This is a genomic window from Thalassovita mangrovi (genome assembly GCF_009857745.1).
In the GTDB taxonomy this organism is placed as follows: Bacteria; Pseudomonadota; Alphaproteobacteria; order Rhodobacterales; family Rhodobacteraceae; genus Thalassobius; species Thalassobius mangrovi.
Window position 1 is genome coordinate 141,514 of the sequence record NZ_WWEN01000002.1, and the last position, 25,741, is coordinate 167,254.

General features: G+C 65.4%; 30 protein-coding genes. 4 read left to right on the top strand and 26 right to left on the bottom strand.

Translation table 11 applies throughout. The annotated features are described in order from the left end of the window. Positions 1 to 39: 39 nt before the first annotated feature. Positions 40 to 882 carry a LysR family transcriptional regulator gene (locus tag GR167_RS02440; protein WP_160971863.1) on the bottom strand — a complete coding sequence of 281 codons (843 nt, stop codon included), beginning with the start codon at positions 880 to 882 and terminating at the stop codon, positions 40 to 42. Positions 883 to 984: 102 nt separating this feature from the next. Between GR167_RS02440 and GR167_RS02445 the strand changes: the two genes are divergently transcribed. Continuing rightward, positions 985 to 1,224: a DUF6552 family protein gene (locus tag GR167_RS02445; RefSeq protein WP_160971864.1), complete on the top strand. Its 240-nt coding sequence runs from the start codon at positions 985 to 987 to the stop codon at positions 1,222 to 1,224. Here the strand turns inward: GR167_RS02445 and cysE are convergent, their stop codons facing one another. The 18 genes from cysE to GR167_RS02535 form a co-directional block, all read right to left on the bottom strand. Further along, on the bottom strand, positions 1,225 to 2,031 hold the full coding sequence (cysE, locus tag GR167_RS02450) for a serine O-acetyltransferase (protein ID WP_160971865.1): 807 nt from the start codon (positions 2,029 to 2,031) through the stop codon (positions 1,225 to 1,227). 252 nt (positions 2,032 to 2,283) lie between these two features. After that, a complete protein-coding gene (locus GR167_RS02455) occupies positions 2,284 to 6,198 on the bottom strand; it encodes a baseplate multidomain protein megatron (RefSeq protein WP_160971866.1) in 3,915 nt (1,304 codons plus the stop codon). After that, positions 6,198 to 6,638 carry a C40 family peptidase gene (locus tag GR167_RS02460; RefSeq protein WP_370741258.1) on the bottom strand — a complete coding sequence of 147 codons (441 nt, stop codon included), beginning with the start codon at positions 6,636 to 6,638 and terminating at the stop codon, positions 6,198 to 6,200. Before GR167_RS02460 ends, GR167_RS02455 begins: the two co-directional genes overlap by 1 nt. Before the next feature lie 5 nt (positions 6,639 to 6,643). Further along, complete coding sequence (locus GR167_RS02465; protein ID WP_160971868.1) at positions 6,644 to 7,528, bottom strand: phage/gene transfer agent baseplate hub protein; 885 nt, start codon at positions 7,526 to 7,528, stop codon at positions 6,644 to 6,646. Further along, positions 7,525 to 8,157 carry a DUF2460 domain-containing protein gene (locus tag GR167_RS02470; RefSeq protein ID WP_160971869.1) on the bottom strand — a complete coding sequence of 211 codons (633 nt, stop codon included), beginning with the start codon at positions 8,155 to 8,157 and terminating at the stop codon, positions 7,525 to 7,527. The genes GR167_RS02465 and GR167_RS02470 overlap by 4 nt, the downstream gene beginning before the upstream one ends. Positions 8,158 to 8,167: 10 nt before the next feature. Continuing rightward, complete coding sequence (locus tag GR167_RS02475) at positions 8,168 to 8,818, bottom strand: RcGTA-type gene transfer agent tail tape measure protein (RefSeq protein WP_370741231.1); 651 nt, start codon at positions 8,816 to 8,818, stop codon at positions 8,168 to 8,170. After that, positions 8,805 to 9,014 carry a rcc01693 family protein gene (locus GR167_RS02480; RefSeq protein ID WP_160971871.1) on the bottom strand — a complete coding sequence of 70 codons (210 nt, stop codon included), beginning with the start codon at positions 9,012 to 9,014 and terminating at the stop codon, positions 8,805 to 8,807. Before GR167_RS02480 ends, GR167_RS02475 begins: the two co-directional genes overlap by 14 nt. Further along, positions 9,011 to 9,334, bottom strand: a complete 324-nt coding sequence (locus tag GR167_RS02485) for a gene transfer agent family protein (protein ID WP_160971872.1) — start codon at positions 9,332 to 9,334, stop codon at positions 9,011 to 9,013. Before GR167_RS02485 ends, GR167_RS02480 begins: the two co-directional genes overlap by 4 nt. A gap of 1 nt (position 9,335) precedes the next feature. Then, the gene (locus GR167_RS02490; protein WP_160971873.1) at positions 9,336 to 9,752 is read right to left on the bottom strand and encodes a phage major tail protein, TP901-1 family; all 417 of its coding nucleotides are present in this window, start codon (positions 9,750 to 9,752) and stop codon (positions 9,336 to 9,338) included. Between the two features lie 21 nt (positions 9,753 to 9,773). Further along, entirely contained in the window at positions 9,774 to 10,181 is a 408-nt protein-coding gene (locus GR167_RS02495) for a DUF3168 domain-containing protein (protein WP_160971874.1), read from the bottom strand. Then, complete coding sequence (locus GR167_RS02500; RefSeq protein ID WP_160971875.1) at positions 10,178 to 10,504, bottom strand: head-tail adaptor protein; 327 nt, start codon at positions 10,502 to 10,504, stop codon at positions 10,178 to 10,180. The genes GR167_RS02495 and GR167_RS02500 overlap by 4 nt, the downstream gene beginning before the upstream one ends. Continuing rightward, complete coding sequence (locus GR167_RS02505) at positions 10,501 to 11,100, bottom strand: head-tail connector protein (RefSeq protein WP_160971876.1); 600 nt, start codon at positions 11,098 to 11,100, stop codon at positions 10,501 to 10,503. The genes GR167_RS02500 and GR167_RS02505 overlap by 4 nt, the downstream gene beginning before the upstream one ends. 67 nt (positions 11,101 to 11,167) lie before the next feature. Continuing rightward, entirely contained in the window at positions 11,168 to 12,349 is a 1,182-nt protein-coding gene (locus GR167_RS02510) for a phage major capsid protein (RefSeq protein WP_160971877.1), read from the bottom strand. A 30-nt stretch (positions 12,350 to 12,379) separates the two neighbouring features. Then, positions 12,380 to 12,943, bottom strand: coding sequence for an HK97 family phage prohead protease (locus GR167_RS02515; RefSeq protein ID WP_160971878.1), 564 nt, complete (start codon positions 12,941 to 12,943; stop codon positions 12,380 to 12,382). Next, positions 12,940 to 13,164, bottom strand: a complete 225-nt coding sequence (locus GR167_RS02520) for a GTA head formation protein, RCAP_rcc01685 family (RefSeq protein WP_160971879.1) — start codon at positions 13,162 to 13,164, stop codon at positions 12,940 to 12,942. Before GR167_RS02520 ends, GR167_RS02515 begins: the two co-directional genes overlap by 4 nt. Further along, positions 13,157 to 14,341 carry a phage portal protein gene (locus tag GR167_RS02525; protein ID WP_160971880.1) on the bottom strand — a complete coding sequence of 395 codons (1,185 nt, stop codon included), beginning with the start codon at positions 14,339 to 14,341 and terminating at the stop codon, positions 13,157 to 13,159. The genes GR167_RS02520 and GR167_RS02525 overlap by 8 nt, the downstream gene beginning before the upstream one ends. Before the next feature lie 94 nt (positions 14,342 to 14,435). Continuing rightward, entirely contained in the window at positions 14,436 to 15,806 is a 1,371-nt protein-coding gene (locus tag GR167_RS02530) for a DNA-packaging protein (RefSeq protein WP_212769812.1), read from the bottom strand. Further along, positions 15,706 to 16,056 carry a hypothetical protein gene (locus tag GR167_RS02535; protein WP_160971881.1) on the bottom strand — a complete coding sequence of 117 codons (351 nt, stop codon included), beginning with the start codon at positions 16,054 to 16,056 and terminating at the stop codon, positions 15,706 to 15,708. The genes GR167_RS02530 and GR167_RS02535 overlap by 101 nt, the downstream gene beginning before the upstream one ends. Before the next feature lie 301 nt (positions 16,057 to 16,357). Between GR167_RS02535 and GR167_RS02540 the strand changes: the two genes are divergently transcribed. Further along, positions 16,358 to 17,452: a carboxynorspermidine decarboxylase gene (locus tag GR167_RS02540; RefSeq protein ID WP_160971882.1), complete on the top strand. Its 1,095-nt coding sequence runs from the start codon at positions 16,358 to 16,360 to the stop codon at positions 17,450 to 17,452. 47 nt (positions 17,453 to 17,499) lie between these two features. Beyond that, complete coding sequence (locus tag GR167_RS02545) at positions 17,500 to 18,744, top strand: saccharopine dehydrogenase family protein (protein WP_160971883.1); 1,245 nt, start codon at positions 17,500 to 17,502, stop codon at positions 18,742 to 18,744. Positions 18,745 to 19,039: 295 nt separating this feature from the next. Here the strand turns inward: GR167_RS02545 and GR167_RS02550 are convergent, their stop codons facing one another. The 7 genes from GR167_RS02550 to GR167_RS02580 form a co-directional block, all read right to left on the bottom strand. Next, the gene (locus tag GR167_RS02550; protein ID WP_160971884.1) at positions 19,040 to 19,537 is read right to left on the bottom strand and encodes a P-loop nucleotide/nucleoside kinase family protein; all 498 of its coding nucleotides are present in this window, start codon (positions 19,535 to 19,537) and stop codon (positions 19,040 to 19,042) included. 215 nt (positions 19,538 to 19,752) lie between these two features. After that, entirely contained in the window at positions 19,753 to 20,907 is a 1,155-nt protein-coding gene (gene mltG / locus GR167_RS02555; RefSeq protein WP_160971885.1) for an endolytic transglycosylase MltG, read from the bottom strand. After that, positions 20,907 to 22,166 (bottom strand): beta-ketoacyl-ACP synthase II, encoded by a 1,260-nt coding sequence (gene fabF, locus GR167_RS02560; RefSeq protein WP_160971886.1) that lies wholly within the window; start codon positions 22,164 to 22,166, stop codon positions 20,907 to 20,909. The genes mltG and fabF overlap by 1 nt, the downstream gene beginning before the upstream one ends. 248 nt (positions 22,167 to 22,414) lie before the next feature. Continuing rightward, positions 22,415 to 22,648: an acyl carrier protein gene (locus tag GR167_RS02565; protein WP_160971887.1), complete on the bottom strand. Its 234-nt coding sequence runs from the start codon at positions 22,646 to 22,648 to the stop codon at positions 22,415 to 22,417. A 263-nt stretch (positions 22,649 to 22,911) separates the two neighbouring features. Beyond that, positions 22,912 to 23,649, bottom strand: coding sequence for a 3-oxoacyl-[acyl-carrier-protein] reductase (fabG, locus tag GR167_RS02570; protein WP_160971888.1), 738 nt, complete (start codon positions 23,647 to 23,649; stop codon positions 22,912 to 22,914). A gap of 66 nt (positions 23,650 to 23,715) precedes the next feature. Then, a complete protein-coding gene (fabD, locus tag GR167_RS02575; protein ID WP_160971889.1) occupies positions 23,716 to 24,657 on the bottom strand; it encodes an ACP S-malonyltransferase in 942 nt (313 codons plus the stop codon). Between the two features lie 97 nt (positions 24,658 to 24,754). After that, positions 24,755 to 25,084 carry a hypothetical protein gene (locus GR167_RS02580; RefSeq protein WP_160971890.1) on the bottom strand — a complete coding sequence of 110 codons (330 nt, stop codon included), beginning with the start codon at positions 25,082 to 25,084 and terminating at the stop codon, positions 24,755 to 24,757. 278 nt (positions 25,085 to 25,362) lie between these two features. On the opposite strand from GR167_RS02580, the gene rpsF reads away from it, so the two are divergent. Continuing rightward, the gene (gene rpsF, locus GR167_RS02585; protein ID WP_160971891.1) at positions 25,363 to 25,722 is read left to right on the top strand and encodes a 30S ribosomal protein S6; all 360 of its coding nucleotides are present in this window, start codon (positions 25,363 to 25,365) and stop codon (positions 25,720 to 25,722) included. The last annotated feature ends 19 nt before the right edge of the window (positions 25,723 to 25,741 follow it).

Sequence of the window (25,741 nt, forward strand, 5' to 3'; positions counted from 1 at the left end):
GTTCCATTTTCGCAAACATGTCCGGAACGATCCGTCCGCTCAGGACAGCGCGCCGCTGATCCAGTCCGCGAAGCGCAATACCGGGTCGGCGCGGTGCAGATTCGCCGGGTGAATCAGGTAGTAGCCGATATCCCGGCCGGTTTCGGGCAGCCACAATTCGCGCAGATCGCCCCGGCGCAACGGTTTTTCCACCAACAGGCGAGGAGCGATCGCCACGCCCTGGCCCTCCATCGCCGCATCGATCGCCAGCACGGTGTAATTATAGCGCCGGATGTCGCGCCCCCGCCCGGGCAGGAACCGGTCCCAATAACCATGCGCATCCTGCAACAATACTGCACCCTCGAACCCCGGCGCCCCGCCGACACGCGCGGCGTAATCGGGCGTGGCTACCGCGACGAACTCCACCGGGCACAGCCGCGTGACGACAGCCCCCTCCACCTCCGGCCGCGGCCCCATGCGGATGGCGGCATCGACGATGCCGCGCCGCAGCGGCTGCACCTTCACATCGGCGCTGACCGCCAGGCGCAAATCGGGATGCGCCGCCTCGAATTCCGGGATCGCTGCCACCAGCCAGCGCGCGGCGAAACTTGGCGGAACGCTGATTTGCAGGGTCTTCTGCCCGGTTTCCAGCGCATCCACCGCCTGATCCATCAGTTCCAGCGCCGATCGCGTCGCCTTGGCCAGATGCGCCCCGGCGGCGGTCAGCACCACCCCGCGCGGCAGCCGTTCGAACAGCGGCTGGCCAATCTGATCCTCCAGCGCGCGGATCTGCTGCGCCACCGCACCGTGGGTCAGGTTCAGTTCCTCCGCCGCCAGACGGAAATTCCCGTGACGGGCGGCGGCATCGAAGGCGCGGATCGGTGAAAGGCGCAGGCGGGGCATGTCAGTCCTGTAGGTTTCCTACAGGGTTAGGCCTGAAAGCATGAATAGTCAAATGCCCGCACCAATGCCATTTCAGGCTTCCCGATCTTCAGGAGAAACCGGATGCAACAGGCCCTGACCCGACACGCAAACCTGATCCAGCCCGTCAAATGGACGGCCTCTATCGCGCAGATTTTCGGCTATGCCTTCACCGCCTTCGACATGGCGCCGTGGAACATCTACATGTTCCTGATCGGGCTTGTCGGGTGGTTTGCGGTGGGCGTGCTGTGGAACGACCGCGCGATCATGCTGATCCACGTGGTCGCCCTTGGCTCGATGGTCGCGGGGATGCTCAGCCGCTGATCACTTGGTGCCCAGCAGCTGATCCATGGTGATCGAGGGCGTCGAACAGCCCGCCTCGCCCACCACCTTGGCCGGCACGCCGGCCACGGTGGTTTTCGGCGGCACCTCGTGCAGCACCACCGACCCGGCGGCGATGCGCGAACAGTGGCCCACATGGATATTGCCCAGCACCTTGGCCCCGGCACCGATCAGCACGCCGTCGCCGATTTTCGGGTGGCGGTCTTCCTCTTCCTTGCCGGTGCCGCCCAGGGTCACCGAATGCAGCATCGACACGTTGTCGCCCACCACGGCGGTTTCGCCGATGACGATGGAATGGGCGTGGTCCATCATGATACCCTTGCCGATCCGGGCGGCCGGGTGGATATCGACGCCGAACTGTTCCGACACCCGCATCTGGAAGAAATAGGCCATGTCCTTGCGGTCATTCGCCCACAGCCAATGCGCCACGCGATACGCCTGCAGCGCCTGGAAGCCCTTGAAGAACATCAGCGGCTGGACGAAGCGGTTGCAGGCCGGATCGCGTTCATGCACCGCCATGATGTCGGCCCGTGCGGCCAGCGCCAGCGATGGATCGTCGGCATAGGCGGCGTCGCAAATCTCGCGGATCAGCTGCTCCGACATCTCGCCCGAAGCCAGCTTCAGCGAAGTCCGGTAGGCCAGCGCGCGCTCGATCGATTCGTGGTGCAGGATGCTGGAATGGATCAGCCCGCCGAGCAGCGGTTCCTGCGCAACGGCGTCTTCCGCTTCGGTCCTGATCCGGCTCCAGACGGGATCGAGTTCTGCAAATTGTGTCTTGGTCTTGGCCATGGATGGGGTCCTCCGGTCGCGCTCACTATACCAGATAGACCGCTTTGGCAAAATGCAAAGCTGTGACAGGGGTTATTCGGTTTCGGAATGGTTCGTTTCCAAATCGGCGAGTTTTCCACACAGGGGCAGAAGCCGCTCAAGGGCCTGCTTTCCCACCCTTAAAGACAAGGCTTTTCGAAAAGCCTTGTCCACGCAATTTCGAATTTGCGTGCGAAAGCGCCTTCGAAGGCGCTTTTCACCCGAGGTTATCCCCTACCCGCCCAGCTCCAGCCGCGCCGCCGCCCCGGCACCATATACCGCCGACACCTGCGCCACCTCCGCCACCAGACCAGACAGCCCGCCATCCGCGGCAATCGCCGCCGCCGCATAGGTCCATTCGGCCGACGCAACCGTTTCCTCGCGCAGCACCTGCGCCCCGTCCAGGATACGGACCAGGTACAGCTCCTGTTCCTCGCCCAGGGGCACCTCCAGCCCGTCCCAGCTGTCGCCCCCGACCCGTGTGCGGCGGATCCAGCGCAATGTCACATCACCCGCCCCGGTCGCCTCGGCCCGCAGATGCACCGGCGCGAAGGGTTTCAGCCCGATCCCGGAGAAGGCAAGCTGGTAATGCCGATAGGACGGATCGTCATAGCCGCGGCTGGCCGGCCCGATCCGGTAATGCCGTGCCAGGTTGCGGCTGGCCGCGGACAGGCCCAGCTGCGTCACCGCGTTATCCAGCAGCACGAAATAGGACCCTGCGGGCCAGCTGTCGGGCATCAAAGCGTCGCTGCCCTGCTGTCCGCGCAGCAGGTGGCGCAGCAGATAGGTATTCGTGTCCACCAGTTCGGCATCGCGGAACTGCACCAGTTCCCAGTTCTCCGCCGCCCCGTCGCCGATCGCGGCCAGGTTGGCCCCGGCCAGGATATCGTCCTCCGACCGGCTTTCCAGGCTGCCACTGGCCAGCCGGACCTGCAGCGTGTTGCCACGATCCCACAGCCCCGGCCGCGCCCGGTAGAGCGCGGTTTGAGTGACCCCGACCGTCGCCCGCGCCTGCTGCGTTGCCAGTAGGGCATAATCGGCGTCGCTCGCCGCGTGATACACCGCGACGCTGCCAGACCAGGGCGTGGCGGTTACCGCCAGGTGCGGCGCATGGGGCAGCTCATCGCCACGCAGCAAAGGCAGGTCGAGAAACAGAGGCAACACATGCGCCGGCGCGACGTAGGGGGTAACCGGGCTCGTCTCGTCGGTAAAATCCGCCGGGCGATAGCTTTGCTTGTCGATCCGCACCGCCTCAAGGATCTGCGACGCGCCATATTCGACCCGGTCCACCCGGTAGCTGCCGCTCCCTGAGCCATCGGGCAATGCGATCACGTCCCCCGCCCCGATCCCCAGCGCCGAGGGCGGCAGCGCGATCCGCACGCTGTCGCGCGACAGTCGCGCCTCGCTCAGCCAGCGTTCGACCACCTGGCGCCCCTCGGCCCGGGTCATCGCCAGGGGGATTTCGCTGGCGGCCACCGCATGGGTCGCCTCGTCGGGCAGAACGCTTTCCTCCGAAGCGGTTTCGAAATCGGCATCCGCCTCAATGAACCGCAGCCGCACCCGCCCCGCCATGTCGCTTTGCGCCGCGCGCCGCGCCTCGGTGGATGCGGGCAGGTCATCGTTGACCGCCAGCATGTCCTCCCCCAGCGCCCAATCGGTCAGCCCGGTGCGGCTGCGGAAGACCAGAACACCGTCGCGCTCAATCGCATCGAACCCATAGCGCAGCATCAGCGGCTGCAGCGCCGAACGCGCCTCGCTGGCATCGCTCAGGTGATAGCCCCGCACATGACCGAACAATGCGGTGGTATCGATCCCGCTCACCCCGGCCTGACGGCAAATCTCGGTCACCACCGAGGCCAGCGAACGCGCCGATCCGCGCCCGTTGATCCAATGCCCCTTGGCGTAGTTGTCGCCATCGCCCCACAATTCGGTATTGCGCGGGAAGGCCGGGTAAGGCCGCGCGTCCCAGGCCCAGACGAAGGCGCGCGACATGTCCAGCATCCGGCCGTCATATTCCTCTGACGCCGGGTTGTTCGCATCCTCGCCCCAGTACCCCAGCATGGCGCGCAGATATTGCATCTGGATCAGCTCGTCGCGCCGCCCGTCGGAATAACGCGGCAGCACCGATTCCGACGACTTGGGATCGAGGAACTTGTTGGGCTGGTTGGTCCCCTTGTCGATGGCGCCGCAGCCAAGTTCGGTCAGCCGGATCGGTTTCGATTGCGGCACCCAATCGGTGGGCGTTTCCAGGCGCACACCGCCGACCCTTTCGTGATGCGTATTCCCCCACCAGGCGCGGATATCCTTGTAGCGGTAAACCCAAGGCTCGCCATAGGCGCCATCGGTGATCGGGGTGCGGATCTGCGCCTCGCGCGCTTCCTCGGAATGGTAATACCAGTCGTATCCTTCCCCACCCTCGATATTGGACCGCAGGTAGCCGAGGTCATAGATCGCCCCCCATGCGGCATCGCGGTGATCCTCCCCCTCGCGCCAATCCGACAGCGGCATGTAATTGTCGATCCCGATGAAATCGATTTCCTCATCGGCCCACAGCGGATCGAGATGGAAGAACACGTCGCCCGACCCGTCCTGCGGGTGATAGCCGAAATATTCCGACCAGTCGGCGGCATAGCCCAGCTTCACGTCAGGCCCCAGCAACGCCCGCACCTGCGCCACCAGCAGCCGCATCCGTTCCACCGCCGGGAATGTGTCATTCGCCCCGCGCAATTGCGTGAGCCCGCGCATCTCCGACCCGACGCAGAAGGACTCCACGCCCCCCGCAGCGGCGCAAAGCGCGGCATTGTGCAGGATGAAACGGCTGTAGCTCCATTCCTCCGGCCCGGTATAGGTGACCTCCCCCTCGCCCACGATGAAATCCGCCGCCGTCACGGTGCCGAAGAAATCCGCCACCTGCGCATCCATCGCGGCGCTTCGATCCGGCGAGCCATCCATGCCCGGCGCCAGCGACGCGGTGATCCTTCCCCGCCAGGGCAGCACCGGCTGCCCCGCTTCCCCGGTCCAGGGATTGGGCAGCGTATTGCCCGCCATCTGCTCCATCAGGATGAAGGGATAGAACATCACCGCCTGCCCGGTCTGCTGCAATGCCACGATGGCCTGTATGACCGAGGCGTCGCTTGGCGTACCGCCATAGACCGGCCGCCCGTCCTGCAACGGCACCAGACCGGCCGTCGCCCGGCTCAGCCCCGACACAGACCAGGGCATGCCTTCGGCATCCTGCTCGCTCTGTTCCACCTTGGGCCGCAGCGCACAGTCGCCACAGTGCAGGTCGTCGCCGAACCAGCTGACGATTAGCGACACCGCCTCGCAATTCGGCAGCTCCTGCTGCAGCTGATCCAAAGAGGTCGCCAGGTCGCTTTGCCCCGAGGCGGAATTGATATTCGCCGTCCGGGTTTCCCCCAGCCCGTAATCGAACACCGCCGGGTCGGTGGCCAGCGCGTATTCCCCGGTACCTGGCATCAGGGCGACGCCACGGATCGCGTGTCCCGGTTCTTCATCGACCGTACCGTCATATTCGAAATCGGGGCGCAGCACCTCGAAGGTGAACTGCGGCACCCGGCTGCCGAAGGGCGCCAGGTCCAGGTCTTCCATTACCACGTAAGCGGTGCCGCGATAGGCGGGCACCTTGCCCGCGCCCTCCACCGCCTCGATCTTGGGATCGGGCAACTGGTCCATGCTGCCGCGATAGACCCGTATGTTCAGGTCCTCCGGCGCCACCTCGTTGCCATCGGCCCAGACCCGGCAGACGCCGCCGATCTCGCCCTCGCAGAGCGCAATCGCCAGGCTGACCGTATAGCTGTATTCGGTACTGCGCCGCCCACCGCCCTTGCCGCCGCGCGTCGTATCCGCGTGTTCCTCGAAATGGGTGGCCCAGATCACCTGCCCGCCGATCCGCATCCGCCCGTAAAGCCGCGCCACCGGATCGCCCTCGCTGGCGCCGGTCAGGCGGAACCGGTCGATCCGGCCGGTTTCCACCGCCTCTGATCCTTCGCCCAGCAGGCGCTGATCGATCGCCCGGCCCAGAAGCGCCCCGGCAAACCGCCCCACCGCGACCGAGGACAGGCCCAGAACCGTGCCCCCGATCGAGCCGCCAATCGCGGCCCCTGCCGCCGACAAAAGAATGGTCGCCATCACACCCCCCCTTCGGGCAAAGCAAATCGCGCCACGATGCGCCTGCGCCAGGGCAGGCTCAGCGGGCTTTCCAACACGGCATGGCCGGAATAGGCGTGGATGAAGCTGGGCCGTTCCCCGACCCGCCCCGCGATGCCGATATGTTTCGCAACCCCGCCCGCGCGCATCTGGAACAGCAGGATATCGCCCGGCGCCTCGTCCCCCGGTCGCTTGACCAGCAGATGCCGCTTCGCCGCCCGCCACAGCAATTCGTCACCCTGCGGTTCCGACCAGTCGCGGCTATATGCGGGCGGCGCTTCGGGCTCATCCCCCAACAGATCGCGCCAGACGCCGCGCAAAAGCCCCAGGCAATCGCACCCCGCCCCCCTGACCGATCCCTGATGCCGATACGGCGTGCCGATCCAATCCCGCGCCGCCGCGACCACCGTTTCGCCGTCCATCGCATTCATCGCCGGCTGCCCCCGTCGGTGACGCTGGCGCTGGCCGGATAGGCGGCGGTCCAGTCGTCGCCCGGAATGTCCGGAAAGCCCTGGAAGTTCAGCAGATTGTCGAATTTCACCCGGCAGGTTTCAAACCGCTTGTCGCAGCCCGCGATCAGCCGCAGCCCGACACCAGTCGCGACCTCCGCCCCAAGCGGCGCCCACAGCTCGATCACCCTCTGGCCGTCCTCGACGTAATCCTTCTTGACCACCCCGCGCAGTCCCGCCGCCGCGCCGCCGGTCACGTCCAGCCGCCCACGTGTGAACCATCCCGCCTCGTACCCGGGCAAGGCGTCGAAACGGAACACCCGCCGCTCCTCGACCTCCTGCGCAACCACCTCGGCAACATAGCCCGGCGTGCTCAATTCAAATCCGCACGCCCCGTCACCCAGCACCGCCGAGCAGGGTTTCTGATACACCCGCCCGAAGGGTTGGTTCAGCAGATCGGTCAACCCGCGCAGTTCGGCCTGGAACGCCCCGCCCGAGCGGGTCAACTCGCCCAGGCTCCCGGCGAACTGCAACGCCCGCTGCGCCGGGTCGGCCCAGTTGACCAGCCAGCAGCGCAACCGCGCGTCGTCGAACCGCCCCGCCTCGATATCCGCCTCGCTCAGCGCCGCGTCGCTCAGCGCGCCCAGGGCCTCGGTATTGTCCACCGACAGGCCCGTCGCCTGCTGCAGGGCCGTGGCCGACATGCCGCTGCCCGCCTTGAACGCCACCCCGTCGAAACTCAGCTCGCAATCGTGATCGGTGAAGCCATAAGACACCCCATCGGCCCGCTGCAGCAGCCAGCAGCGGCACAGGGTGGTGACGCCCGTATCCAGATGCGCCTGGAATTCCGCGCCCAGCCTCATACCCGCACCTCCAGCACCGGCACATCCGGCACCTCGCCCGCCTGGAAACTGGCGACATTGGCGTGGATGTGATCGGTGTCGAACCGCACCGGAACGTCGAATTCGAACCCGGCGGTAATGTCGGCGCCCGCGTTGGGCGGCTCGGCCAGGGTGACAATGCCGGTCGCGCAATCGACCTCGAAATGCACGCCCTCGAGCATTTCCGCCCCTTCCACCCCGATCCGGACGGTGCCCAGAACCGGCTTGCTAATCGGCCGGACATAGCTCTTCTCGCCCGAGCGGTAGTTCTTCACCAGCTGGAACGACAGCGTATCGCCGTCCCCGGTTGCGATCACCTGATCGGTATAGGCCACCGGGGCCGAGGGCGCGGCGGATTTGTAGTCGGCCCAGTCTTTCCAGCGGAACCCGTACATCTGCCCGCGCCGCGCCTCGAAAAATGCGATAAGCGTCTCGATATCGTCGAGCGACCGCAGCCCCAGCCCGGCGTCGTAGCGCCTGCGCGAATGCGCCCAGGGCGTGTTGCGCTCCTCATACCCGTTGGCCAGCGTCACCACATCGGTGCGCCGCTCCGGCCCGCCAAGCGCCCCGAAGCTCAGCGAGGCGGGAAATCTCACGTCGTGAAACTGCATCTTGTCCCCCTCACCTGATCCGCTGGCCGCGCGACAGCGCCCGGCTCATCCGCGCCGCGATCTGGCTTTGCGAGCGTTCGAAGCCCTGCACATCCGGCGTCTTGATATTCATCACCACGGTCACATTGCCGCCGCCGCGCGCCTGCACGCCTAGCTTGCCGTCGGCGCCCCGGGTCAGCGGCATGATCGCCTCGGGCCCCGCTTCGCCCATCAAGCCGGTGCCGCCACGCATCGGGAACACGGTCGGCCCCGACACCACCCCACCATTGGCAAAGGGCATCACCCTTCCTTGCGCGAAGCTGCCGCCCTTTTCGAACCCAAACAGCCCCGACACGACGCTGCCGACCCCTTGGGCCAAAAGCGATCCGAAATGATCGGTCACCGGGCGCACCGCCGCCGAATAGGTCGCATCGACCATCGACTGCGCCACCGTGCGCAAGGCTCCCGACAGGTTCATCCCGTCCAGCACCACCCCGTCGATGGCCCGGCGCAGCCCGCGGCTCATGCCGCGTTCCAGCGCCGCCGCATCCAGCGCGGTTTCGCCAAAGGCGCTGCTCACCCGGCGCAGTTCGGCCTCGAACCCGCCCGCCATGGTGACCGCCGCACCCAGGCTGGCCTCCAGCGCCTCGACCTGGTCCTGGAAATCGTCAAGTTCCGCCATTGTCATCCTTTCCCGCGCGGTCCGGATAGGCCCGCAGCAATTCCTCCAACCGATCGCGGCCCAGCGGCGCCGCGCCCGACCCGGTGCCCAGCAGCAGGGCCAGCTCAGCCGGTGTCAGCGCCCAGAATTCACCAGGACGCAGCCCCAAACCGCGCATCCCCGCCCACATCAGCCCCGGCCAGTCGAAGCGGCTCATGCCCCTGCATCCGGCAGGGCGAAGGCCCGCGCCAGCAATTCCGCCGCCGCCTTGGCCGCGCCCATCGGGCCGCCCTCGATCTCGGCCTGCATCAGGTCGGAGGCGCGACCCTGCCAGCCGCCGCCGCGCAATCCGGCGACGATCAGCATCAGCACGTCGCGCGTTGAGAACCGCCCTGCTTCGAACCGTTCCACCAGATCGACCAGCGATCCTTCCGCCAACCCGGCCTCCAGCTCCGCCAAGGCGCCCAAGGTAAGCTTCAGCACCCGCCGCTTCCCGTCGATCACCAAAGCCACCTCACCCGCCCAAGGGTTCGCCATCTCAGACCGCCGCCGTGAAGGTCAGCTCCCCGGCGGACGCCATCGACAACTCATAGGTCGCCTCGCCGTTATGGCTGCCGGCATATTCGATCGCGCTCATCTGGAACGGGCCTTCGATGGTGCCGAAATCGGGGATGATGACTTGGAAATCAGGCATTTCGCCGTCGAAGAAGATCTGCCGCGCGCGTTCGTCGCTCGACGCGTCCTTGAACACGCCCGACCCCGAAATCGCCGCCGATTTCACCCCCGCACCGGCCAGCAATTCGCGCCAGCCTCCGGCGCTTTCCAGACTGGTCACATCGACGCTTTCGGCGTTGAAACTGACCCGCGTCGCGCGCAATCCGGCGATGGTTTCAAACTGCCCGTCGCCGGTCAGGTCCACCTTGATCAACAAATCCTTGCCGTTCTGAGCCGCCATCTTCTTTCTCCGTTCCTGAAATCAGTTGTCTTCCACCCGGGCGCGGAACCGCATGTCGATCCGGCGGCCATCGCCGCTGGTCTCGCGTGCCGCCACGGCCTTCACGAACCACAGCCCGACCAGGTGCCCCCGGCTCAGCGCCATGTCGGCATCGATCAGCGCATCGCTGACCGCCGCCGCCGCCTGTTTCGCCGCTAGAAACCCCGACGCGTCGCCGATCACCGACACGGTGAAATCATGCTCGGCCCCGCCGCCGGTCTTGTCCGACCGGTCGCGCGCGGTTTCCGGCCCTAGGGTGAGGTAAATCTCGGGCAGTTCCCCCACCGGGATCGCGTCGTAGATGCCACCGACCAAAGCGGTCACCCCCGCGTCGCCCGACAGGCGCTGATACACCGCTTCCTGCAGGGCCGCCGTCACGCCGTAGCTCATGCGACCACCTCCTCATTGGCATAGCAGGTCAGGTAACGCCCCTCCGCATCGCGTTCCGACACCGCCTCGATGCGAAACACCCGTTCGCCGTCGCGAAACCGCTGATCCGGACGGGGCCGCATGGTCGATCCCTGCGGCGCGCCGCGCAGCACGATGCGGAACCGCGCGGTGGAAAATCCGCCGGACTCGCGCCCGCTGCGCAGCGACACCTCGGCCCAGACCTGCCCCAGCACGGTCCAGCTCTCGGCAAAGCCGCCCGCCCCGTCGGCCACCCGCGCGGGGGTTTCCAGCAGCAAGGCCCGGTTCAGACGCGGCGCATTCATCGCTGCGCCCCCGCCGAAATCCGCAGCGGCCGGTAGCGTTCCAGCAGGCTGGTCACCCCGAAAGGCATGCAGCCGCCGCTCAGCGCGGTGTCGTGGCGGTATTCGTAGTAATGCGCCGCCAACATCAGCACCGCCTGCGCCAGGTCGGCGGGCAGGTCGGACCAAGCGGCCCCGTATCCCGCCACCATCTCGATCCGCACCGTGCCGCCCGTGGGTACCGTGGGCAGCAACGCCGACACCGGGCAAAGCTGCGGCCGGTGGGTATCGCGCGCCAGGCGGTAAGCGTCCGCCGCAACAGCGATTTCCACCCCCAGCCGGTCGATCAGAACCACCGCAGAAACCGCGCTGACCGGGGCCACCGGTAACACCTGCCCCGAAGCGTCGCGCCAATCCTGCAAGGTCCAGCTGAAGGCGCGTTCGATCAGGATCTTGCCAGTGCGCGCCTCCACCGCCGCCATCGCCGCGCGCAGGAAACTTTCCAGCACCGCGTCCTGGACATCGTCCTCGGCAAAGCCGCTGCCCAGCCGCAGATGGGCCTTGAACCCGTCCAGCGGCAACGCCGCCAGCGGCACCGGGGTTTCCTCGACTAACATCATGAAGTTACTCCAAATTCTTCCCCCGCCCAGGGACCGGCCCGCGGGCCGGTCCCGTCGTCACAGCGCCTCAGGAGATGGCAAAGCGCAGCAGCTTGATCGCGGCGAAATCGCTGACATCGCCGCCCACCCGCTTGGTGGCATAGAACAGCACATGCGGCTTGGCGCTGAACGGATCGCGCAGGATGCGCAGGTCGGGCCGTTCGGCCACGGTATACCCGGCGCCGAAATCGCCGAACGCGATGGAATCCGACCCGCTGGCGATATCCGGCATGTCCTCGGCGATCAGCACCGGATAGCCCAGCAGCCGCGCCGGTTCCCCGGCGGCCAGCCCGTCGGACCACAGGAACCGCCCGTCATTGTCCTTCAGTTTGCGCACCGTGCCCGCCGTCTTGGAATTCATCACGAAGGATGCGTTGGCGCGGTATTCCGCCCCGAGCGCATAGACCAGGTCGATGATTTCGGTGGCATCGTTGAACCCGGCATCCACGCCGGTGGCGACATAGCCCAGGTTGCCCCAACTCCAGCTGCCATCGGCGACCACCGTGTGGGTCAGGAACCCGGTCGGCTTGTCCACCCCGTCGCCATTGACGAAGGCCGACGCCTCGGCGCGGGCGAACTTGTCGGCGATACGGCCCGCCAGCCAGCCCTCGATATCGAAGGCGCTGTCGTCCAGCAGACGCTGGCTCGCCTTCGGCAGCGCCGACAGTTCATGCAGCGGAATGGTGATCCGGTCGATCGACGGCGTGCCGCTTTCCGACACCGAACCGGCCTCGGTCGCCCAGCCATGGCCGACGTCGGAATGGTCGATCAGCACGTCGAAGGACGTCGATTCCACCGACACCACATTGGCGATCTGCCGGATCGAGGCGCCCGATTGCAGCACGCTCTTGATGCTCGCCGCCGTTTCGGGATCGACCAGGTAACCGCCATCGCTGTTGACGGCGGTGGACAGCGCCTTGCCCTCCAGTTCCAGCCCGCGCAGCCCGTCGTCGTCGCCGCTGCGCAGATAAGCGTTGAACGCCTTGCGATGCGGCGCCTCGATCTCGGCCGAGGCGGACAGAACCGGCCGCGCCGGGGTGAATGATTTACGATCAAGCATGGTCAGTCGCTCTTCCTGTTGTTCAAACCGTTTCTGAACATCGGCCCGAAAGCCTTTGAACTCCCTCAGAAAACCCGTCACGGCGGATTTCATTTCCTGGACCGGAGACAAATCTTCCCCGGCCCGAGAACGCGTCTCGGTCATAGCCATCCCTTTCTGTTTCTTGTCCGTCCCGGCGCGTCAGCCCCGCGCCATTTCCTCACGCGCGGCGCTCAACACCGCCGCTATCTCGCGCAGCTCCGCATCGTCCCCCGCGCCGGATTTCGCTCCGACCCGGGCGCTGGCCAGCATCGGAAAGGTCACCAGCGACACCTCCCACAGCTCCAGCTCGGTCAGCACCCGCTGGCCCTTGTCGTTCTTCACCGCGCGCCTGGTGCGATAGCCGATCGACAACCCGTCAATCGCCCCCGCCGCGATCAGCGCCGCCGCCTCGCGCCCCTTGCCGATACTGTCCAGCAACCGGCCCTTGACCCACAGCCCCTTGCCGTCCTCGCGCACCTCGTCCCAGACGCCGATCGGCTGCGCCGGATCGTGCTGCCACAGCATCTTGACCGCACGGCCGTCGCGTTTCAGCGCCGCCAAAGACGCCGCATAGGCGCCCTGTTGCACCACGTCGCCGCCCTGATCGACCCGCCCGAAATAGCTCGCATAGCCCTCGATCAAAACATCATCCGTGACGCTCAAGTCACTGTCGAAGCGTGCAAATTTATGCTCAAGACCACTTTCCATCCGGCATCCCCTCATTGCAACTGCAGCAGCGACTGAAAGGCCTGGGCCAGCACCAGCCCCACCACTCCGTAAACGGTCAGCCACAACCGTTTCTCCAGCCGCTCCATTTCCTGTTCCAGCTTCTCCAGCCGCCGGTTCAGCCCGTCGACCTGCAGCTTGCTCACCCTCTCATGCGCCTCCAGCCGCAGCGCCGGGGCGCAATCGAACGCCTCGAACCCGGGCCGATCATCACGCATCCCCGTCTCCGCCCATCGGCGGCAGCCCCAGCAACGCGCGTTTCTCGGCATCGCTCAGGAACGCCGCCTCGCTGATCCGCCGCCACTGCGCATCGCGCTCCGCCGCCAGCGCCGGCACCTGGTCCAGGTCCGGCCGCAGGTCCAGCGCCTCGCCCGCGTGGCGCGACAGCCATTCCGCCACCCGCGCCGTCACCTTGGTCACCAGCGGCAGCACCGTCAGGCGGTAAAATGCCCGGTTGGCCTCCTGGTAATTGGCATAGGTCGCGTCGCCCGGGATCCCCATCAGCATCGGCGGCACCCCGAAGGCCAGCGCGATCTCGCGCGCGGCGCTTTCCTTGGTCTGCTGGAATTCCATGTCCGAGGGTGAAAATCCCATCGGTTTCCAGTCCAGCCCCCCTTCCAGCAGCATCGGCCGCCCGGCATTGCGCGCGCCCTGATGATAGCTTTCCATCTCCGACACCAGCCGGTCATACTGATCCGCGCTCAGGCTGCCCTGACCCTCGCCGCCGGAATAAACGATCGCCCCCGAAGGCCGCGCCGCATTGTCCAGCAGCGCCTTGGACCAGCGCGATGCGCTGTTATGCACATCCACCGCCTGCGCCGCCGCCTGAAGCGGCGAAAACCCGTAATGATCGTCCTGCGGATGGAACGCCCGGATATGGCACACCGGCGCGGCCTCGCCCCGCATGTCGAACCGGTGCTTGCGCCCGTTCACCACGTAATCGTAAGCGATGGGCCAGCCATCCACCCCCGGCACCAGGTTCATCCGGTCCGACCGCAGCACATGCAATTCGGCCGGCACCGCGCTTTCGCCGCCCACCGCCTCGACATAGGCGTTGCCGGTCAGAAGCAGCTGCGCATAAAGCGCCTCGAACAGCTCCGCCTTGCCCTGCACCGGGTTGGGATGGTCGATCAGCTGCAGCATCGGGTGCAGGTCATAGCGCTGCATACGGTCCTGCAACACCAGCGGCAAGGACGCCGCCGCCTCGGCGATCATCTTCACGCAGCGAAACCCGACCGGATTGCCGGTGAACCCGGTGCGGGTCAGCGAAGCACTGTCACGCGGGCTCCAGGCCACGCGCCCCGCGCCTTGCACCGCGATCACCCGGCCCGCCGCGCTGGCCTTGGTTTCGGGTGCCTTACCCTTGTCGCCGCCCCGGAAGAATTGAAATGCCATTCCCCTACCGCTCCTCGTCCCGTGCAAATCCCTGCCGCCAGGTCGCCCCGGCCTTGTTTTTGAACAATGCTGCTAAAACCTTAACAATCCCGGATCACAGCGAACGCAGCGCCGGACGGCGCCAATGCGCGCTCGGCCCCAGGATCAGGTCGTGCAGCGCCCAGACCAGCGCATCGACCCGGTCGGGGCTGCCCTTGCCCTCGAACCCCTGCGCCGTCATCGCGCACATCTGGTCTTCCAGCGCGCCCAGGTCACGGGCATGAAACACTCGCCCCTGTTCGTACAAGGCCGCCGCCGGCTCCGCCCGCGCCGCCTTGCCGCGCGAGGCATGGACCTTGGTCAACGGCACCATCGGGTCGACCTGCCGGATCACCGCCTCGACCAGGTCACCGCCCTGGTTGACCTCGGCCACCAATCGGTCCGCCCCCCATTTCTCCATCATCGAAATCGCCGCCCGCGCCCATTGCGTGGGCCCCGACGCCCCCAGGCTGGCATCTTCCAACACATAGGCGCGCCAGTCCTGCACCGGCCCCTGTGTCACCGCGCCGACCACCACGATGCCGCATTCGTCCGATCCCGCATGCCCGGTCACCGGCGGGTCCACCGCCACCACGATCCGGTCCAGATCGGGCAAAGTATCGACCCGCTGCGCCTCGATCATCGCCGATGTCCACATCGCCCCCTCGCTGTCTTCCAGCAGCACGCCGTCGAGTTCCTGCCGCCCCAGCCTTGTGCCGGCATAGCGCGCCTGCACTTCTTCAAGGAAACTCTCGGCCAGATGCGCCCGGTTCGCCTCGGTCGGCGCATGGGTCACCACTGTCGATCCCTGCTTCAGCAGGTTCTTCAAAACCGCCACGTTGCGCGGCGTGGTGGTGACGCAAACCCGCGGATTTTCGCCCAGCCGCAGCCCGAATTGCAGCATGTCCCAGGTCTCCTGCGCCTTGGGCCATTTCGCCAGCTCATCGACCCAGGCTGCATCGAATTGCGGACCTCTCAAACTCTCCGGGTCATGCGCCGAAAAAATCTGCGCCGTGGCCCCGTTGGGCCAGCTCAGCATCCTGCGCCCGGCCACCCAGTCGGGCCGCCGGTCAGGCGGCGAACAGGCCAGGATGCCGCTTTCACCGAACACCATCACCTCGCGCGCCTGGTCGATCGTCTCGCCGACGATCGCCACCCGCTTGGCCCGCCCCGGATCGCCCGGCCGCGCCCCTTCGACCATCGACCGCACCCATTCGGCGCCCGCCCGCGTCTTGCCCGCGCCGCGCCCGCCCATGATCACCAAATTGCGCCAATCGCCCTCCGGCGGCAGCTGGTGATCGAGCGCCCAGAACTCGAACAGGTAAGGCAGCGCCAAAAGCTCCCCCTCACTCAGCCCGTTCAGGAACGCCGCCCTCGTGGCAGCATCGGCGGAGGCGATCCAGCCGGCACCGGATCTGATCCCTTGCCTGGTCGAAGTCGACGGCATAGCTCCGCTCGATTCCGGCTTGCTTGCGTTTTCTGTCATGGAACGTGGCCTCCATCTCATAGGCGATCTTCAACCAGCCCCGGATATCCGCGCTCAGCCGCGCGCCATCCTTGATGGCCCCCAGCTCGCCGTCACGGATCCGGGTCTGAAGCCGCTTCACCTCTGCCTTCAGGTCCAGAAAGACCTCCTCGATCTCCACCAACCTTTCGGCCAGCGGAAAGGCGTCCTTGTCCGGTCTGATCACTGTCATCTCTGCTCGCTCTGCCTCATGCGTTGCCGCCGCACGACCGGCGCGTTCCAATTCGCGCCTTCCAGCGGGACACACCCTAGCCCGGCACAAACGGCCAAAGCCTTAACCCACCGCCCGCTTCTTCTGTTCGGAAATATCCTCGGGGGTGAATGCCGCAGGCAGAGGGGGCAGACAGCCCCCTTTCCCCCGCCGCGATAAAACGCCCCCCGGTACAAGAAACCCTTTGCCCTCCCGGCGATCCGCCGCTAAGTGGTCCCCCATTCGAATCCGAGTGTCGCTTCTGAACAAGGACCGCCGCCAGATGCTCCAGACTCCCTACTATCTGATCGACAAATCCCGGCTGCAGCCGAACATGGAAAAAATCGCCTGGCTGCGGGAAAATTCCGGCGCCAAGGCGCTGTTGGCGCTGAAATGCTTCTCGACCTGGCCGGTCTTCGACTTCATGTCGCAATACATGGACGGCACCACCTCCTCCTCGCTCTATGAGCTGCGGCTGGGGCGTGAAAAATTCGGCAAGGAAACCCATGCCTATTCGGTCGGCTGGGCCGATCACGAAATCGACGAAGCGGTGTCCTACGCCGACAAGATCATCTTCAACTCGCTGGGGCAGCTCGACCGGTTCGGCGACCGCACCAAGGGGCTGGCCACCGGGCTGCGGCTGAACCCGCGCTTTTCCACCTCGGGCTTCGACCTGGCCGATCCGGCGCGGCCGTTTTCGCGCCTGGGCGAATGGGACATGGCGCGGCTGGAACAGGCCGAAAACCGCATCAACGGCGTGATGATCCACTACAATTGCGAAAACGACGATTTCGACCTCTTCTCGCAGCAACTCACCCGCATCGAAGGTGAATTCGGCGCCTTCCTGAAAAGGCTCGACTGGGTGTCGCTCGGCGGCGGTATCCATTTCACCGGCGAAGGCTACCCGCTGGAAAAGCTCGCCGACCGGCTGAAAGCCTTCAGCGACGCGATGGGCGTGCAGGTCTATCTCGAACCCGGCGAGGCCTCGATCACCAAATCGGCGACGCTGGAAGTTTCGGTTCTCGACATCCTCGACACCGGCAAGAAGGTCGCCATCGTCGACAGCTCGATCGAGGCGCATATGCTCGACCTGCTGATCTACCGCGAAACCGCGAAACTGCCGCAAAACGGTACCCACGAATACCAGATCGCGGGCAAGACCTGCCTTGCCGGCGACATCTTCGGCGAGGCCAGATTCGACAAACCGCTGGAAATCGGCGACCGTATCTCGATTCAGGACGCCGCCGGTTACACAATGGTTAAAAAGAACTGGTTCAATGGCGTGAAGATGCCCGGCATCGCCGTTCGCGATTTGGACGGCACGGTCACGCTGGTGCGTGACTTCGGTTACCAAGATTTCGTCGCGGCGCTCGGCTGACGGGCCCGCAAAATTCACCACCCGAATACCAAAGGGGGTCTCCTCAGTTGAAAAAGAACGTTCTCATCATCGGCGCCGGTGGCGTCGCTCAGGTCGTGGCGCATAAATGCGCGCAGAACAACGATGTGCTTGGCGATATCCATATCGCCAGCCGGACGCTTGGCAAATGCGAAGCGATCCTTGAGTCCGTCCGCGAAAAGGGCGCAATGAAACAAGAGGGCGTTCTTCAGGCGCATGCGGTCGATGCGATGGACAGCGCCGCAGTGGCCGCCCTGATCCGGGAAACCGGCGTGCAGATCGTCATCAACGTGGGCACCGCCTTCGTCAACATGACCGTGCTCGACGCCTGTATCGAAACCGGCGCCGCCTATATCGACACGGCGATCCACGAAGACCCGACGAAGATCTGCGAAACCCCGCCCTGGTACGCCAATTACGAATGGAAAAAACGCGATCTCTGCGCGGAAAAGGGCGTCACCGCCATCCTCGGCGCGGGCTTCGACCCGGGCGTGGTCAACGCCTATGCCCGTTTCGCCATCGACATGATGGACGAGGTGAAATCGATCGACATCGTCGACATCAACGCGGGCAACCACGGCAAATACTTCGCCACCAATTTCGACCCCGAAATCAACTTCCGCGAATTCACCGGCACCGTCTATTACTGGGAAGACCAGAAATGGAAGGAACTGTCGATGTTCGAAAGCGGCCGCACCTGGGACCTGCCGGTGGTCGGCCCCTCGCAGGCCTATCAGTCGGGCCATGACGAAGTGCACAGCCTCGCCACCAACTACCCGCAGGCCGACGTGCGGTTCTGGATGGGCTTCGGCGATCACTACATCAACGTCTTCACCGTGCTGAAGAACCTCGGCCTGCTGTCCGAACAGCCGGTGAAAACCGCCGAAGGTCTGGAAGTGGTGCCGCTGAAAGTGGTCAAGGCCGTGCTGCCCGACCCCGCCTCGCTGGCGCCGAACTATACCGGCAAGACCTGCATCGGCGATCTGGTCAAGGGCGTGAAGGACGGTCAGGACTTCGAGGTCTTCGTCTACAACGTCGCCGACCACAAGGACGCTTATAACGAGGTCGGTTCTCAGGGCATTTCCTACACCGCAGGCGTGCCGCCGGTTGCGGCGGCCATGCTGGTCGCCAGCGGCGAATGGGACGCCCATACGATGAAGAATGTCGAGGAACTCGATCCCAAGCCCTTCTTCACCATCCTCGACCGGATCGGCCTGCCCACCCGCGTGCAGATCGGCGGCCTGGGCGGCGAAGACAAGGCGTGGAACGAATAAGGGACCGGCTGATCGCCCGCCCTACGACGAAGTATGGAAAGCCCGCCATCTGGCGGGCTTTTCTTTATTCTGACATCGAAAGAATAGCGGGCATCGCCCGGCCGCGGGTGGGCGTCCAAACCTGTGAGGCTGCCACTTTATCAATCCGCACCTTCCTACCTTTCAGTATCGCGCAACCCTCACCGAAGCGCCCGCCCGGGGGGCGGTCGGGCGCTGCCCAGCGGCGCAAAGCGCCGCTGTTTCGGGCGGGACGCATTATGCTGAGCGATTGTCAGCTCCGCTATCTAAGCGCCCCTCACCCTTCAACGCCATGCACCACCACATCAAACCCCTCCTCCGGCGACGGCGCGACGTAGTGCTTGGAAAACTGCCGGAACTGCGCCTCGGTGGCCGCGAAGGGATGATCGCCCTGCGCGTTGCGCGCCCGCAGCCGCGCCAGGCAGACCTCATCGGGCACATCCAGCACATGCAGCTGGTGGGCCGCGCCTGTCGCCTGCAAGATACCGCGCATCCAGGCGCGGTTTTCGACCGTGTTGGCGGGGAAGTCCAAAACAACCGATACCCCCGCATTCAGCAGCGCCGCCACATGCGGCCCCATGGCCTGGCGCAGTTTCGCGGCATAGCGCACGTAATCCGCCGCAGTCGCCATTTCTTCGGCAAAAAGGGCGTTCAGCCAATCGTCCTCGGCGATCAGGACGGTTCCGTCCTGGCCTTCCAGCCTGGACGACAAAGTGGATTTTCCAGCAGCGATTTTCCCGCACAGCATGTGCAGCGTAGGAGATGTAAGAGACATTGAAATAACCTTGTTCGGCGCTTCGCGCTCATCAGACGTTCAGAAATCGACCACCCGGCCCGGACTGTCAGGCCGGGACCGTAATTCGGATGTGACGCCGCGCGCCGATGTTCTGCATCAAGGTTTTCATGGCCCGGGGGATTGCCACACAACTGCAGGTGTGTCCAGCCCGAAGCCCCAAATAAAAAAACACCCGCCGAAGCGGGTGTTTCATATCACTGATTGGCCTTTTCCGCCTCGATCCGCCGCCACTTGGCGACGTTGGCGTTATGCTCGGCCAGGGTTTCGGCAAAGGCATGGCCGCCCGATCCGTCCGCCACGAAGAACACGTATTTGGTGTCCGCCGGGTCCAGTGCCGCCTCGATGCTGGCGCGGCCCGGATTGGCGATCGGCGTCGGCGGCAGCCCGGGGATGAGATAGGTGTTCCACGGGGTTTCCCCGCGCAGCTCGCTTTGCCGCAGCCCACGGCCCAGAACGCCCTGCCCCTTGGTGATGCCATAGATCACCGCCGGGTCGGTCTGCAGCCGCATCCCCTGGTTCAGGCGGTTGACGAAGACGCTCGCCACCTGGCGGCGTTCTTCCGGCACCCCGGTTTCCTTCTCGATGAGCGATGCCAGGATCAGCGCCTCTTCCTTGCTGGCGATCGGCAAGCCGTCGACGCGGTTCTTCCACGCTTCGTCCAGGATCGCCGTCTGCTCCTCGGTCATCCGGCCGATCACCGACGCACGGGTGTCGCCCGAACGCACCTCGTAGCTGTGCGGTGCCAGCGTGCCCTCGGCGGGCAGTTCGACGATGTCGCCAGTCAGCACCGACACATGTTTCAGCCCCTCGACAACCTGCCAGCTTGTCACGCCTTCGGCAAAGGCGATGCGGTGGCGGGTATCGCCCTGCGACAACGGCTCGGCGAATGCTTCCGGCACCTCGTCGCCGGTGGGATCATAGGCCGCCTGTTCGACGTAACGGTTGGTTCCCGGGTCCAGTTCGCGCAGCACGAATTCGCTGCTGGTGACGCCGATCCGGTACACGATTTCGGTGCCGCAGGTGCTGGCGCCGCCGCGGGTCAGGATGTCGACGATGTCCTGCATCGACGCGCCCTCGGGCACCAGGAAGCTGCCCGCCTTCAGCTGGTCGGACTTGTCGGAATAATCCGCACCCAGACGGAAGATCGTGCCGTTGGAAATCGCGCCGTCCGCTTCCAGCTTGCGGCTGATCTTGGTCATGTTCGACCCCGGCTCGACCCGCACGCAGATCGCTTCCTGCAGCGGCCCGGTCGTTTCATAGCTGCGCTTGCCCCAGAGGATCAAGCCACCGCCGAGGAACAGGAAAACGATCAGCAGGGTCAGCGCGTTAGAGGCGATTGCCCGCCACATCAGCCGACCTTTCCGAACAAGACGCTGGCATTGGTGCCGCCAAAGCCGAAGCTGTTGGACAGCGCCACGTTGATTTCACGTTCGCGCTTGACGTTCGGGGCCAGGTCGATCGGGCTTTCCACCGCCGGATTGTCCAAGTTGATGGTCGGCGGCGCCACCTGATCGCGGATCGCCAGGATCGAGAAGATCGCCTCGATCGCGCCGGCCGCGCCCAACAGGTGCCCGGTCGCCGATTTGGTCGAGGACATGGTCGCCTTCGACGCCGCATCGCCCAGCAGACGCTCCACCGCGCCCAGCTCGATCGTGTCGGCCATGGTCGAGGTGCCATGCGCGTTGATGTAATCGATCGCCGACGCCTCGAGCCCGGCATTCTTCAGCGCCGCGCGCATCGCCCGCTCGCCGCCTTCGCCGTCTTCCGACGGGGCGGTGATGTGATAGGCGTCGCCCGACAGACCATAGCCCAGGACTTCGGCATAGATCTTGGCGCCGCGCGCCTTGGCGTGTTCGTATTCTTCCAGAACCACGACACCGGCTCCTTCGCCCATGACGAAACCGTCGCGGTCGTTGTCATATGGACGGCTGGCCGCCTGCGGGTCGTCCTTGCGCTTGGTCGACAGCGCCTTGCAGGCGTTGAAGCCCGCGATGCCGATTTCGCAGATCGCCGCCTCGGCGCCGCCCGCGACCATCACTTCGGCGTCACCGTATTTGATCAGCCGCGCCGCATCGCCGATGGCGTGGGCGCCGGTCGAACAGGCGGTCACGACTGCGTGGTTCGGACCCTTGAAGCCGTATTTGATGCTGACCTGACCGGAAATCAGGTTGATCAGCGCACCGGGGATGAAGAAGGGCGACACCCGGCGCACACCCTTTTCCTTGATCGTCACTGCGGTTTCGGCAATCGATTGCAGCCCGCCGATGCCCGACCCGATCAGAACGCCGGTGCGTTCCAGGCTTTCGGTGTCTTCCGGCTTCCAGCCGGAATCTTCCACCGCCTGGGTGGCGGCGGCGATACCGTAGAGGATGAAATCGTCGACCTTGCGGCGCTCTTTCGGCAGCATCCAGTCGTCGGGGTTGAAGGTGCCGTCGCTACCGTCGCCCAGGGGCACTTCGCAGGCATAGTCGGTCGCCAGGTGGCTGGCATCGAAACGCTGGATCGTGCCGGCGCCCGATTTCCCGTCCAGAAGCCGCGACCAGGTTTCTTCGACACCGCATGCCAGCGGGGTCACCATGCCCAGTCCGGTTACAACAACTCGACGCATATTCTGCTCTCCTCTGCCTCGACGGTTCGAGGTTCTCAATAGCTTGGATCACGCCAGTGGCGCAAGTGGATGGCGGGGCTTATAGGCGTTGCCGACCGGTCACCGCCAGCGGAAAACGGCTTGGTAACGGCCTGACCGGGGTGGCAAAACCGCCCGACCCGGCCCCGCAGCGGATATAGAAATCATTTCATAAAAGAAAAGCCCCCGCCTTTCGGCGAGGGCCCTTGAAAATGCGTGATGTTAAGCGATCACGAAGCTTGGCTGATGAATTTCACCGCGTCGCCGAAGGTCTGAATGGTTTCAGCGGCGTCATCGGGGATCTCGATGCCGAATTCTTCTTCGAACGCCATGACCAGCTCAACGGTGTCCAGGCTGTCCGCGCCCAGGTCGTCGATGAACGACGCGTTCTCGGCGACTTTGTCTTCTTCCACACCCAGGTGCTCAACAACGATCTTTTTGACGCGGTCTGCGATATCGCTCATTTTATGTCCTCATCCTTTGGGCATTTCGCCCGAATTGTCGCCCTTGCCCGCGGGCAGGCTTGATTTGTGCCCAACAAGCGGGCGGCTCCTTTCCCGCGTGAACACGGGACATTCCGTGGGCTGGCGCGCCCGCCCCCGGAAAAATCTGCGTGGCCTATAGCACATGGTGCGGCCCACGCAAACGCTTTCGCACCCACCCACCGGGATTGCGCGGATTTTTTTATACCCCCGTGCGAAACCGGTTCCCGAGAGGTGCTGCCAGCTTACAGCATCGCCATGCCGCCGTTCACATGCAGCGTGGTGCCGGTGACATAACCCGCCTCGGGGCTTGCCAGGTACAGAACAGCCGCGGCGATTTCTTCCGGCGTCCCCATGCGGGCGGCGGGAATCTGCGCGTTGATCTTTTCCTTCTGATCGTCGGTCAGCTTGTCGGTCATCGCGGTGGCGATGAAGCCCGGCGCGACGGCGTTGGCGGTGATTCCGCGGCTGGCGACCTCATAGGCGATCGATTTGGTCATGCCGACCATGCCCGCCTTGGCGGCGGCATAGTTGACCTGGCCGGGGTTGCCGGTGGCCCCCACGATCGAGCTGATATTGATGATCCGGCCCCAGCGGGATTTCATCATCGGGCGCATCACGCCGCGGCACAGACGCATCGCCGAGGTCAGGTTCACGTCGATCACCGACTGCCATTCGTCGTCCGACATCCGCATGAAGATCTGGTCGCGGGTGATGCCCGCGTTGTTGACCAGGATGTCCACCGCGCCCATCGCCTCGATCGCCTGCTTGGGCAGCGCGTCGACGGCTGCGGCATCGCTCAGGTTACAGGGCAGAACATGGGCGCGTTCGCCCAGCTCGGCCGCCAGCGCTTCCAGCGGTTCCACCCGCGTGCCGCTCAGCCCCACGGTGGCGCCCGCCGCGTGCAGCGCCTTGGCGATGGCGCCGCCGATGCCGCCCGACGCCCCGGTCACCAGGGCGCATTTTCCGGTCAGATCAAACATTTCGGTTCTTCCTCTTTATCGCATCGGCCCGCCGCAGAGCGCCGGGCCGGAAATTTCGGTTCCGGCTCAGCCCAGGCTGGCCAGGGCTTTGGTGACATCCTCGGGCGTGCCCACGGCGGTGCAGGCGATCGATTTCTCGATCCGGCGGATCATCCCGGACAGCGCCTTGCCCGCGCCGATTTCCCAGACCTCGGTCACGCCGTGTTGCGCCATCCACATCACGCTTTCGCGCCAGCGCACCGACCCGGTGACCTGATCGACCAGCAGCGACCGGATCGTCGCCGGATCGCTGACCGCCTCGGCCACCACATTGGCGACGACCGGCACCACGGGGCGCAGGATTTCGACATCGTCCAGCGCCTCGGCCATCACCCGGGCCGCTGGTTCCATCAGGGCGCAATGGAACGGGGCGCTGACCGGCAGCAGCACGGCGCGCTTGGCGCCTTTTTCCTTGGCCAGTTCGACGGCGCGTTCGACCGCGTCCTTGTGACCCGACACCACCACCTGGCCGGGATCGTTGTCATTGGCGGCCTGGCACACCTCGCCCATCGCCGCTTCCTCGGCTACCGCCTTGGCGGCTGCGAAATCCAGCCCCAGCAGCGCGGCCATCGCACCTTCGCCGACCGGAACCGCGTCCTGCATCGCCTTGCCGCGGGTGCGCAGCAGCCGCGCGGCGTCGGAAATGCTCAGCGCGCCGGCCGCCGCCAGCGCCGAATATTCGCCCAGCGAATGCCCCGCGACATAAGCCGCCTGTTCGGCCAGCACCACGCCTTCGGATTCCAGCGCCCGCAGCGCCGCCAGCGAGGTCGCCATCAGCGCGGGCTGGGCGTTCTGAGTCAGGGTCAGTTGATCCTGCTCACCTTCCCAGATCAGCGTGCTGAGCTTTTCGCCCAGGGCGTTGTCGACCTCGTCGAACACGGCTTTCGCCGCCGGATAGGCATCGGCCAGTGCCTTGCCCATGCCGATGGTCTGCGCCCCCTGGCCGGGGAAAACGAATGCTTTTGTCATGATGCCCCTCATCACGTTTGTGTTTGACGTGATGTAATCGCCCCCGCCGCCGATCACAAGAGAAAGGCCATGCCGCCGGGGCGCCCCGGTGCCGGGGTCAGACCGCGGGCGCCGCTTCCCGCCCGGCCACGCGCCCGCCGGCGGCGGGCTGCGGCTGGGGCTTTGCAACGGCGGGTCGTCGGTCATCGCCGCCCGACCGGCCGAGGCGGAACAGGCAGAAACCGATACCGCCCACCACGCAGGTCAGCGCGACCCGGATGGCGACCGCGCCCGGCTCGGCCAGGTTTTCCGGCTGCAGCCAAAACCCGACGGGGGACAGGCCCAGAACCGCGCCGCAGACCGTCAGCGCATTACCCGCCAGACGCCCGGCTCCAACCATGGAACCCCGCGCCCCGCCCCTGCCCGGCTTCATTTCGCTCTGATCCATGCCATCCTCCTGCTGTTGCAACCGGCAGTTAACCTTGGCTTCTGGGCGAAAATGCGGCAAAGTCGCGTCACCGCCCGCGCCGGGGCCAAACACCGGAACAAACCGCCGGGCCAGATCCCCCGGGCAAATCCCGTTCTTTGGGTTGCAACCGGCCCCGATGCGTCGTATACGCCCGCATCCTTCCGCATTTATATGTTGAACCGCGCAGTCTCTCGTGGATGGGTCGCGGAAGGATTAGCCCTCCTATGAAATGCGCCTGAAAATGAACAGGAGTGCACATGCCGCTTTACGAGCATGTATTCATCTCGCGCCAGGACCTGTCCAACGCGCAAGCTGAAGGCCTTATCGAACATTTCGGCACCGTTCTGGCGGACAACGGCGGCAAAGTCGTTGACAGCGAGTACTGGGGCGTCAAGACGATGGCCTACAAGATCAACAAGAACCGCAAGGGCCACTACGCCTTCCTGAAAACCGACGCCCCGGCGGCTGCGGTTCAGGAAATGGAACGCCTGATGCGCCTGCATGACGACGTGATGCGCGTTCTGACCATCAAGGTTGACGGTCACGAAGAAGGCCCCTCGGTCCAGATGCAGAAACGTGACGATCGTGGCGAACGCCGCGAACGCCGCCCGCAGTAACCCCAAGAAAGGAAGCTAA

What these genes read in the sequence shown, in the direction of transcription:
- GR167_RS02440 (WP_160971863.1), bottom strand. Translation starts at nt 882, where the DNA reads ATGCCCCGCCTGCGCCTTTCACCGATCCGCGCCTTCGATGCCGCCGCC.
- GR167_RS02445 (WP_160971864.1), top strand. Translation starts at nt 985, where the DNA reads ATGCAACAGGCCCTGACCCGACACGCAAACCTGATCCAGCCCGTCAAA.
- cysE (WP_160971865.1), bottom strand. Translation starts at nt 2,031, where the DNA reads ATGGCCAAGACCAAGACACAATTTGCAGAACTCGATCCCGTCTGGAGC.
- GR167_RS02455 (WP_160971866.1), bottom strand. Translation starts at nt 6,198, where the DNA reads ATGGCGACCATTCTTTTGTCGGCGGCAGGGGCCGCGATTGGCGGCTCG.
- GR167_RS02460 (WP_370741258.1), bottom strand. Translation starts at nt 6,638, where the DNA reads ATGGACGGCGAAACGGTGGTCGCGGCGGCGCGGGATTGGATCGGCACG.
- GR167_RS02465 (WP_160971868.1), bottom strand. Translation starts at nt 7,528, where the DNA reads ATGAGGCTGGGCGCGGAATTCCAGGCGCATCTGGATACGGGCGTCACC.
- GR167_RS02470 (WP_160971869.1), bottom strand. Translation starts at nt 8,157, where the DNA reads ATGCAGTTTCACGACGTGAGATTTCCCGCCTCGCTGAGCTTCGGGGCG.
- GR167_RS02475 (WP_370741231.1), bottom strand. Translation starts at nt 8,818, where the DNA reads ATGGCGGAACTTGACGATTTCCAGGACCAGGTCGAGGCGCTGGAGGCC.
- GR167_RS02480 (WP_160971871.1), bottom strand. Translation starts at nt 9,014, where the DNA reads ATGAGCCGCTTCGACTGGCCGGGGCTGATGTGGGCGGGGATGCGCGGT.
- GR167_RS02485 (WP_160971872.1), bottom strand. Translation starts at nt 9,334, where the DNA reads ATGGCGAACCCTTGGGCGGGTGAGGTGGCTTTGGTGATCGACGGGAAG.
- GR167_RS02490 (WP_160971873.1), bottom strand. Translation starts at nt 9,752, where the DNA reads ATGGCGGCTCAGAACGGCAAGGATTTGTTGATCAAGGTGGACCTGACC.
- GR167_RS02495 (WP_160971874.1), bottom strand. Translation starts at nt 10,181, where the DNA reads ATGAGCTACGGCGTGACGGCGGCCCTGCAGGAAGCGGTGTATCAGCGC.
- GR167_RS02500 (WP_160971875.1), bottom strand. Translation starts at nt 10,504, where the DNA reads ATGAATGCGCCGCGTCTGAACCGGGCCTTGCTGCTGGAAACCCCCGCG.
- GR167_RS02505 (WP_160971876.1), bottom strand. Translation starts at nt 11,100, where the DNA reads ATGATGTTAGTCGAGGAAACCCCGGTGCCGCTGGCGGCGTTGCCGCTG.
- GR167_RS02510 (WP_160971877.1), bottom strand. Translation starts at nt 12,349, where the DNA reads ATGGCTATGACCGAGACGCGTTCTCGGGCCGGGGAAGATTTGTCTCCG.
- GR167_RS02515 (WP_160971878.1), bottom strand. Translation starts at nt 12,943, where the DNA reads ATGAGGGGATGCCGGATGGAAAGTGGTCTTGAGCATAAATTTGCACGC.
- GR167_RS02520 (WP_160971879.1), bottom strand. Translation starts at nt 13,164, where the DNA reads ATGCGTGATGATCGGCCCGGGTTCGAGGCGTTCGATTGCGCCCCGGCG.
- GR167_RS02525 (WP_160971880.1), bottom strand. Translation starts at nt 14,341, where the DNA reads ATGGCATTTCAATTCTTCCGGGGCGGCGACAAGGGTAAGGCACCCGAA.
- GR167_RS02530 (WP_212769812.1), bottom strand. Translation starts at nt 15,806, where the DNA reads ATGCCGTCGACTTCGACCAGGCAAGGGATCAGATCCGGTGCCGGCTGG.
- GR167_RS02535 (WP_160971881.1), bottom strand. Translation starts at nt 16,056, where the DNA reads ATGACAGTGATCAGACCGGACAAGGACGCCTTTCCGCTGGCCGAAAGG.
- GR167_RS02540 (WP_160971882.1), top strand. Translation starts at nt 16,358, where the DNA reads ATGCTCCAGACTCCCTACTATCTGATCGACAAATCCCGGCTGCAGCCG.
- GR167_RS02550 (WP_160971884.1), bottom strand. Translation starts at nt 19,537, where the DNA reads ATGTCTCTTACATCTCCTACGCTGCACATGCTGTGCGGGAAAATCGCT.
- mltG (WP_160971885.1), bottom strand. Translation starts at nt 20,907, where the DNA reads ATGTGGCGGGCAATCGCCTCTAACGCGCTGACCCTGCTGATCGTTTTC.
- fabF (WP_160971886.1), bottom strand. Translation starts at nt 22,166, where the DNA reads ATGCGTCGAGTTGTTGTAACCGGACTGGGCATGGTGACCCCGCTGGCA.
- GR167_RS02565 (WP_160971887.1), bottom strand. Translation starts at nt 22,648, where the DNA reads ATGAGCGATATCGCAGACCGCGTCAAAAAGATCGTTGTTGAGCACCTG.
- fabG (WP_160971888.1), bottom strand. Translation starts at nt 23,649, where the DNA reads ATGTTTGATCTGACCGGAAAATGCGCCCTGGTGACCGGGGCGTCGGGC.
- fabD (WP_160971889.1), bottom strand. Translation starts at nt 24,657, where the DNA reads ATGACAAAAGCATTCGTTTTCCCCGGCCAGGGGGCGCAGACCATCGGC.
- GR167_RS02580 (WP_160971890.1), bottom strand. Translation starts at nt 25,084, where the DNA reads ATGGATCAGAGCGAAATGAAGCCGGGCAGGGGCGGGGCGCGGGGTTCC.
- rpsF (WP_160971891.1), top strand. Translation starts at nt 25,363, where the DNA reads ATGCCGCTTTACGAGCATGTATTCATCTCGCGCCAGGACCTGTCCAAC.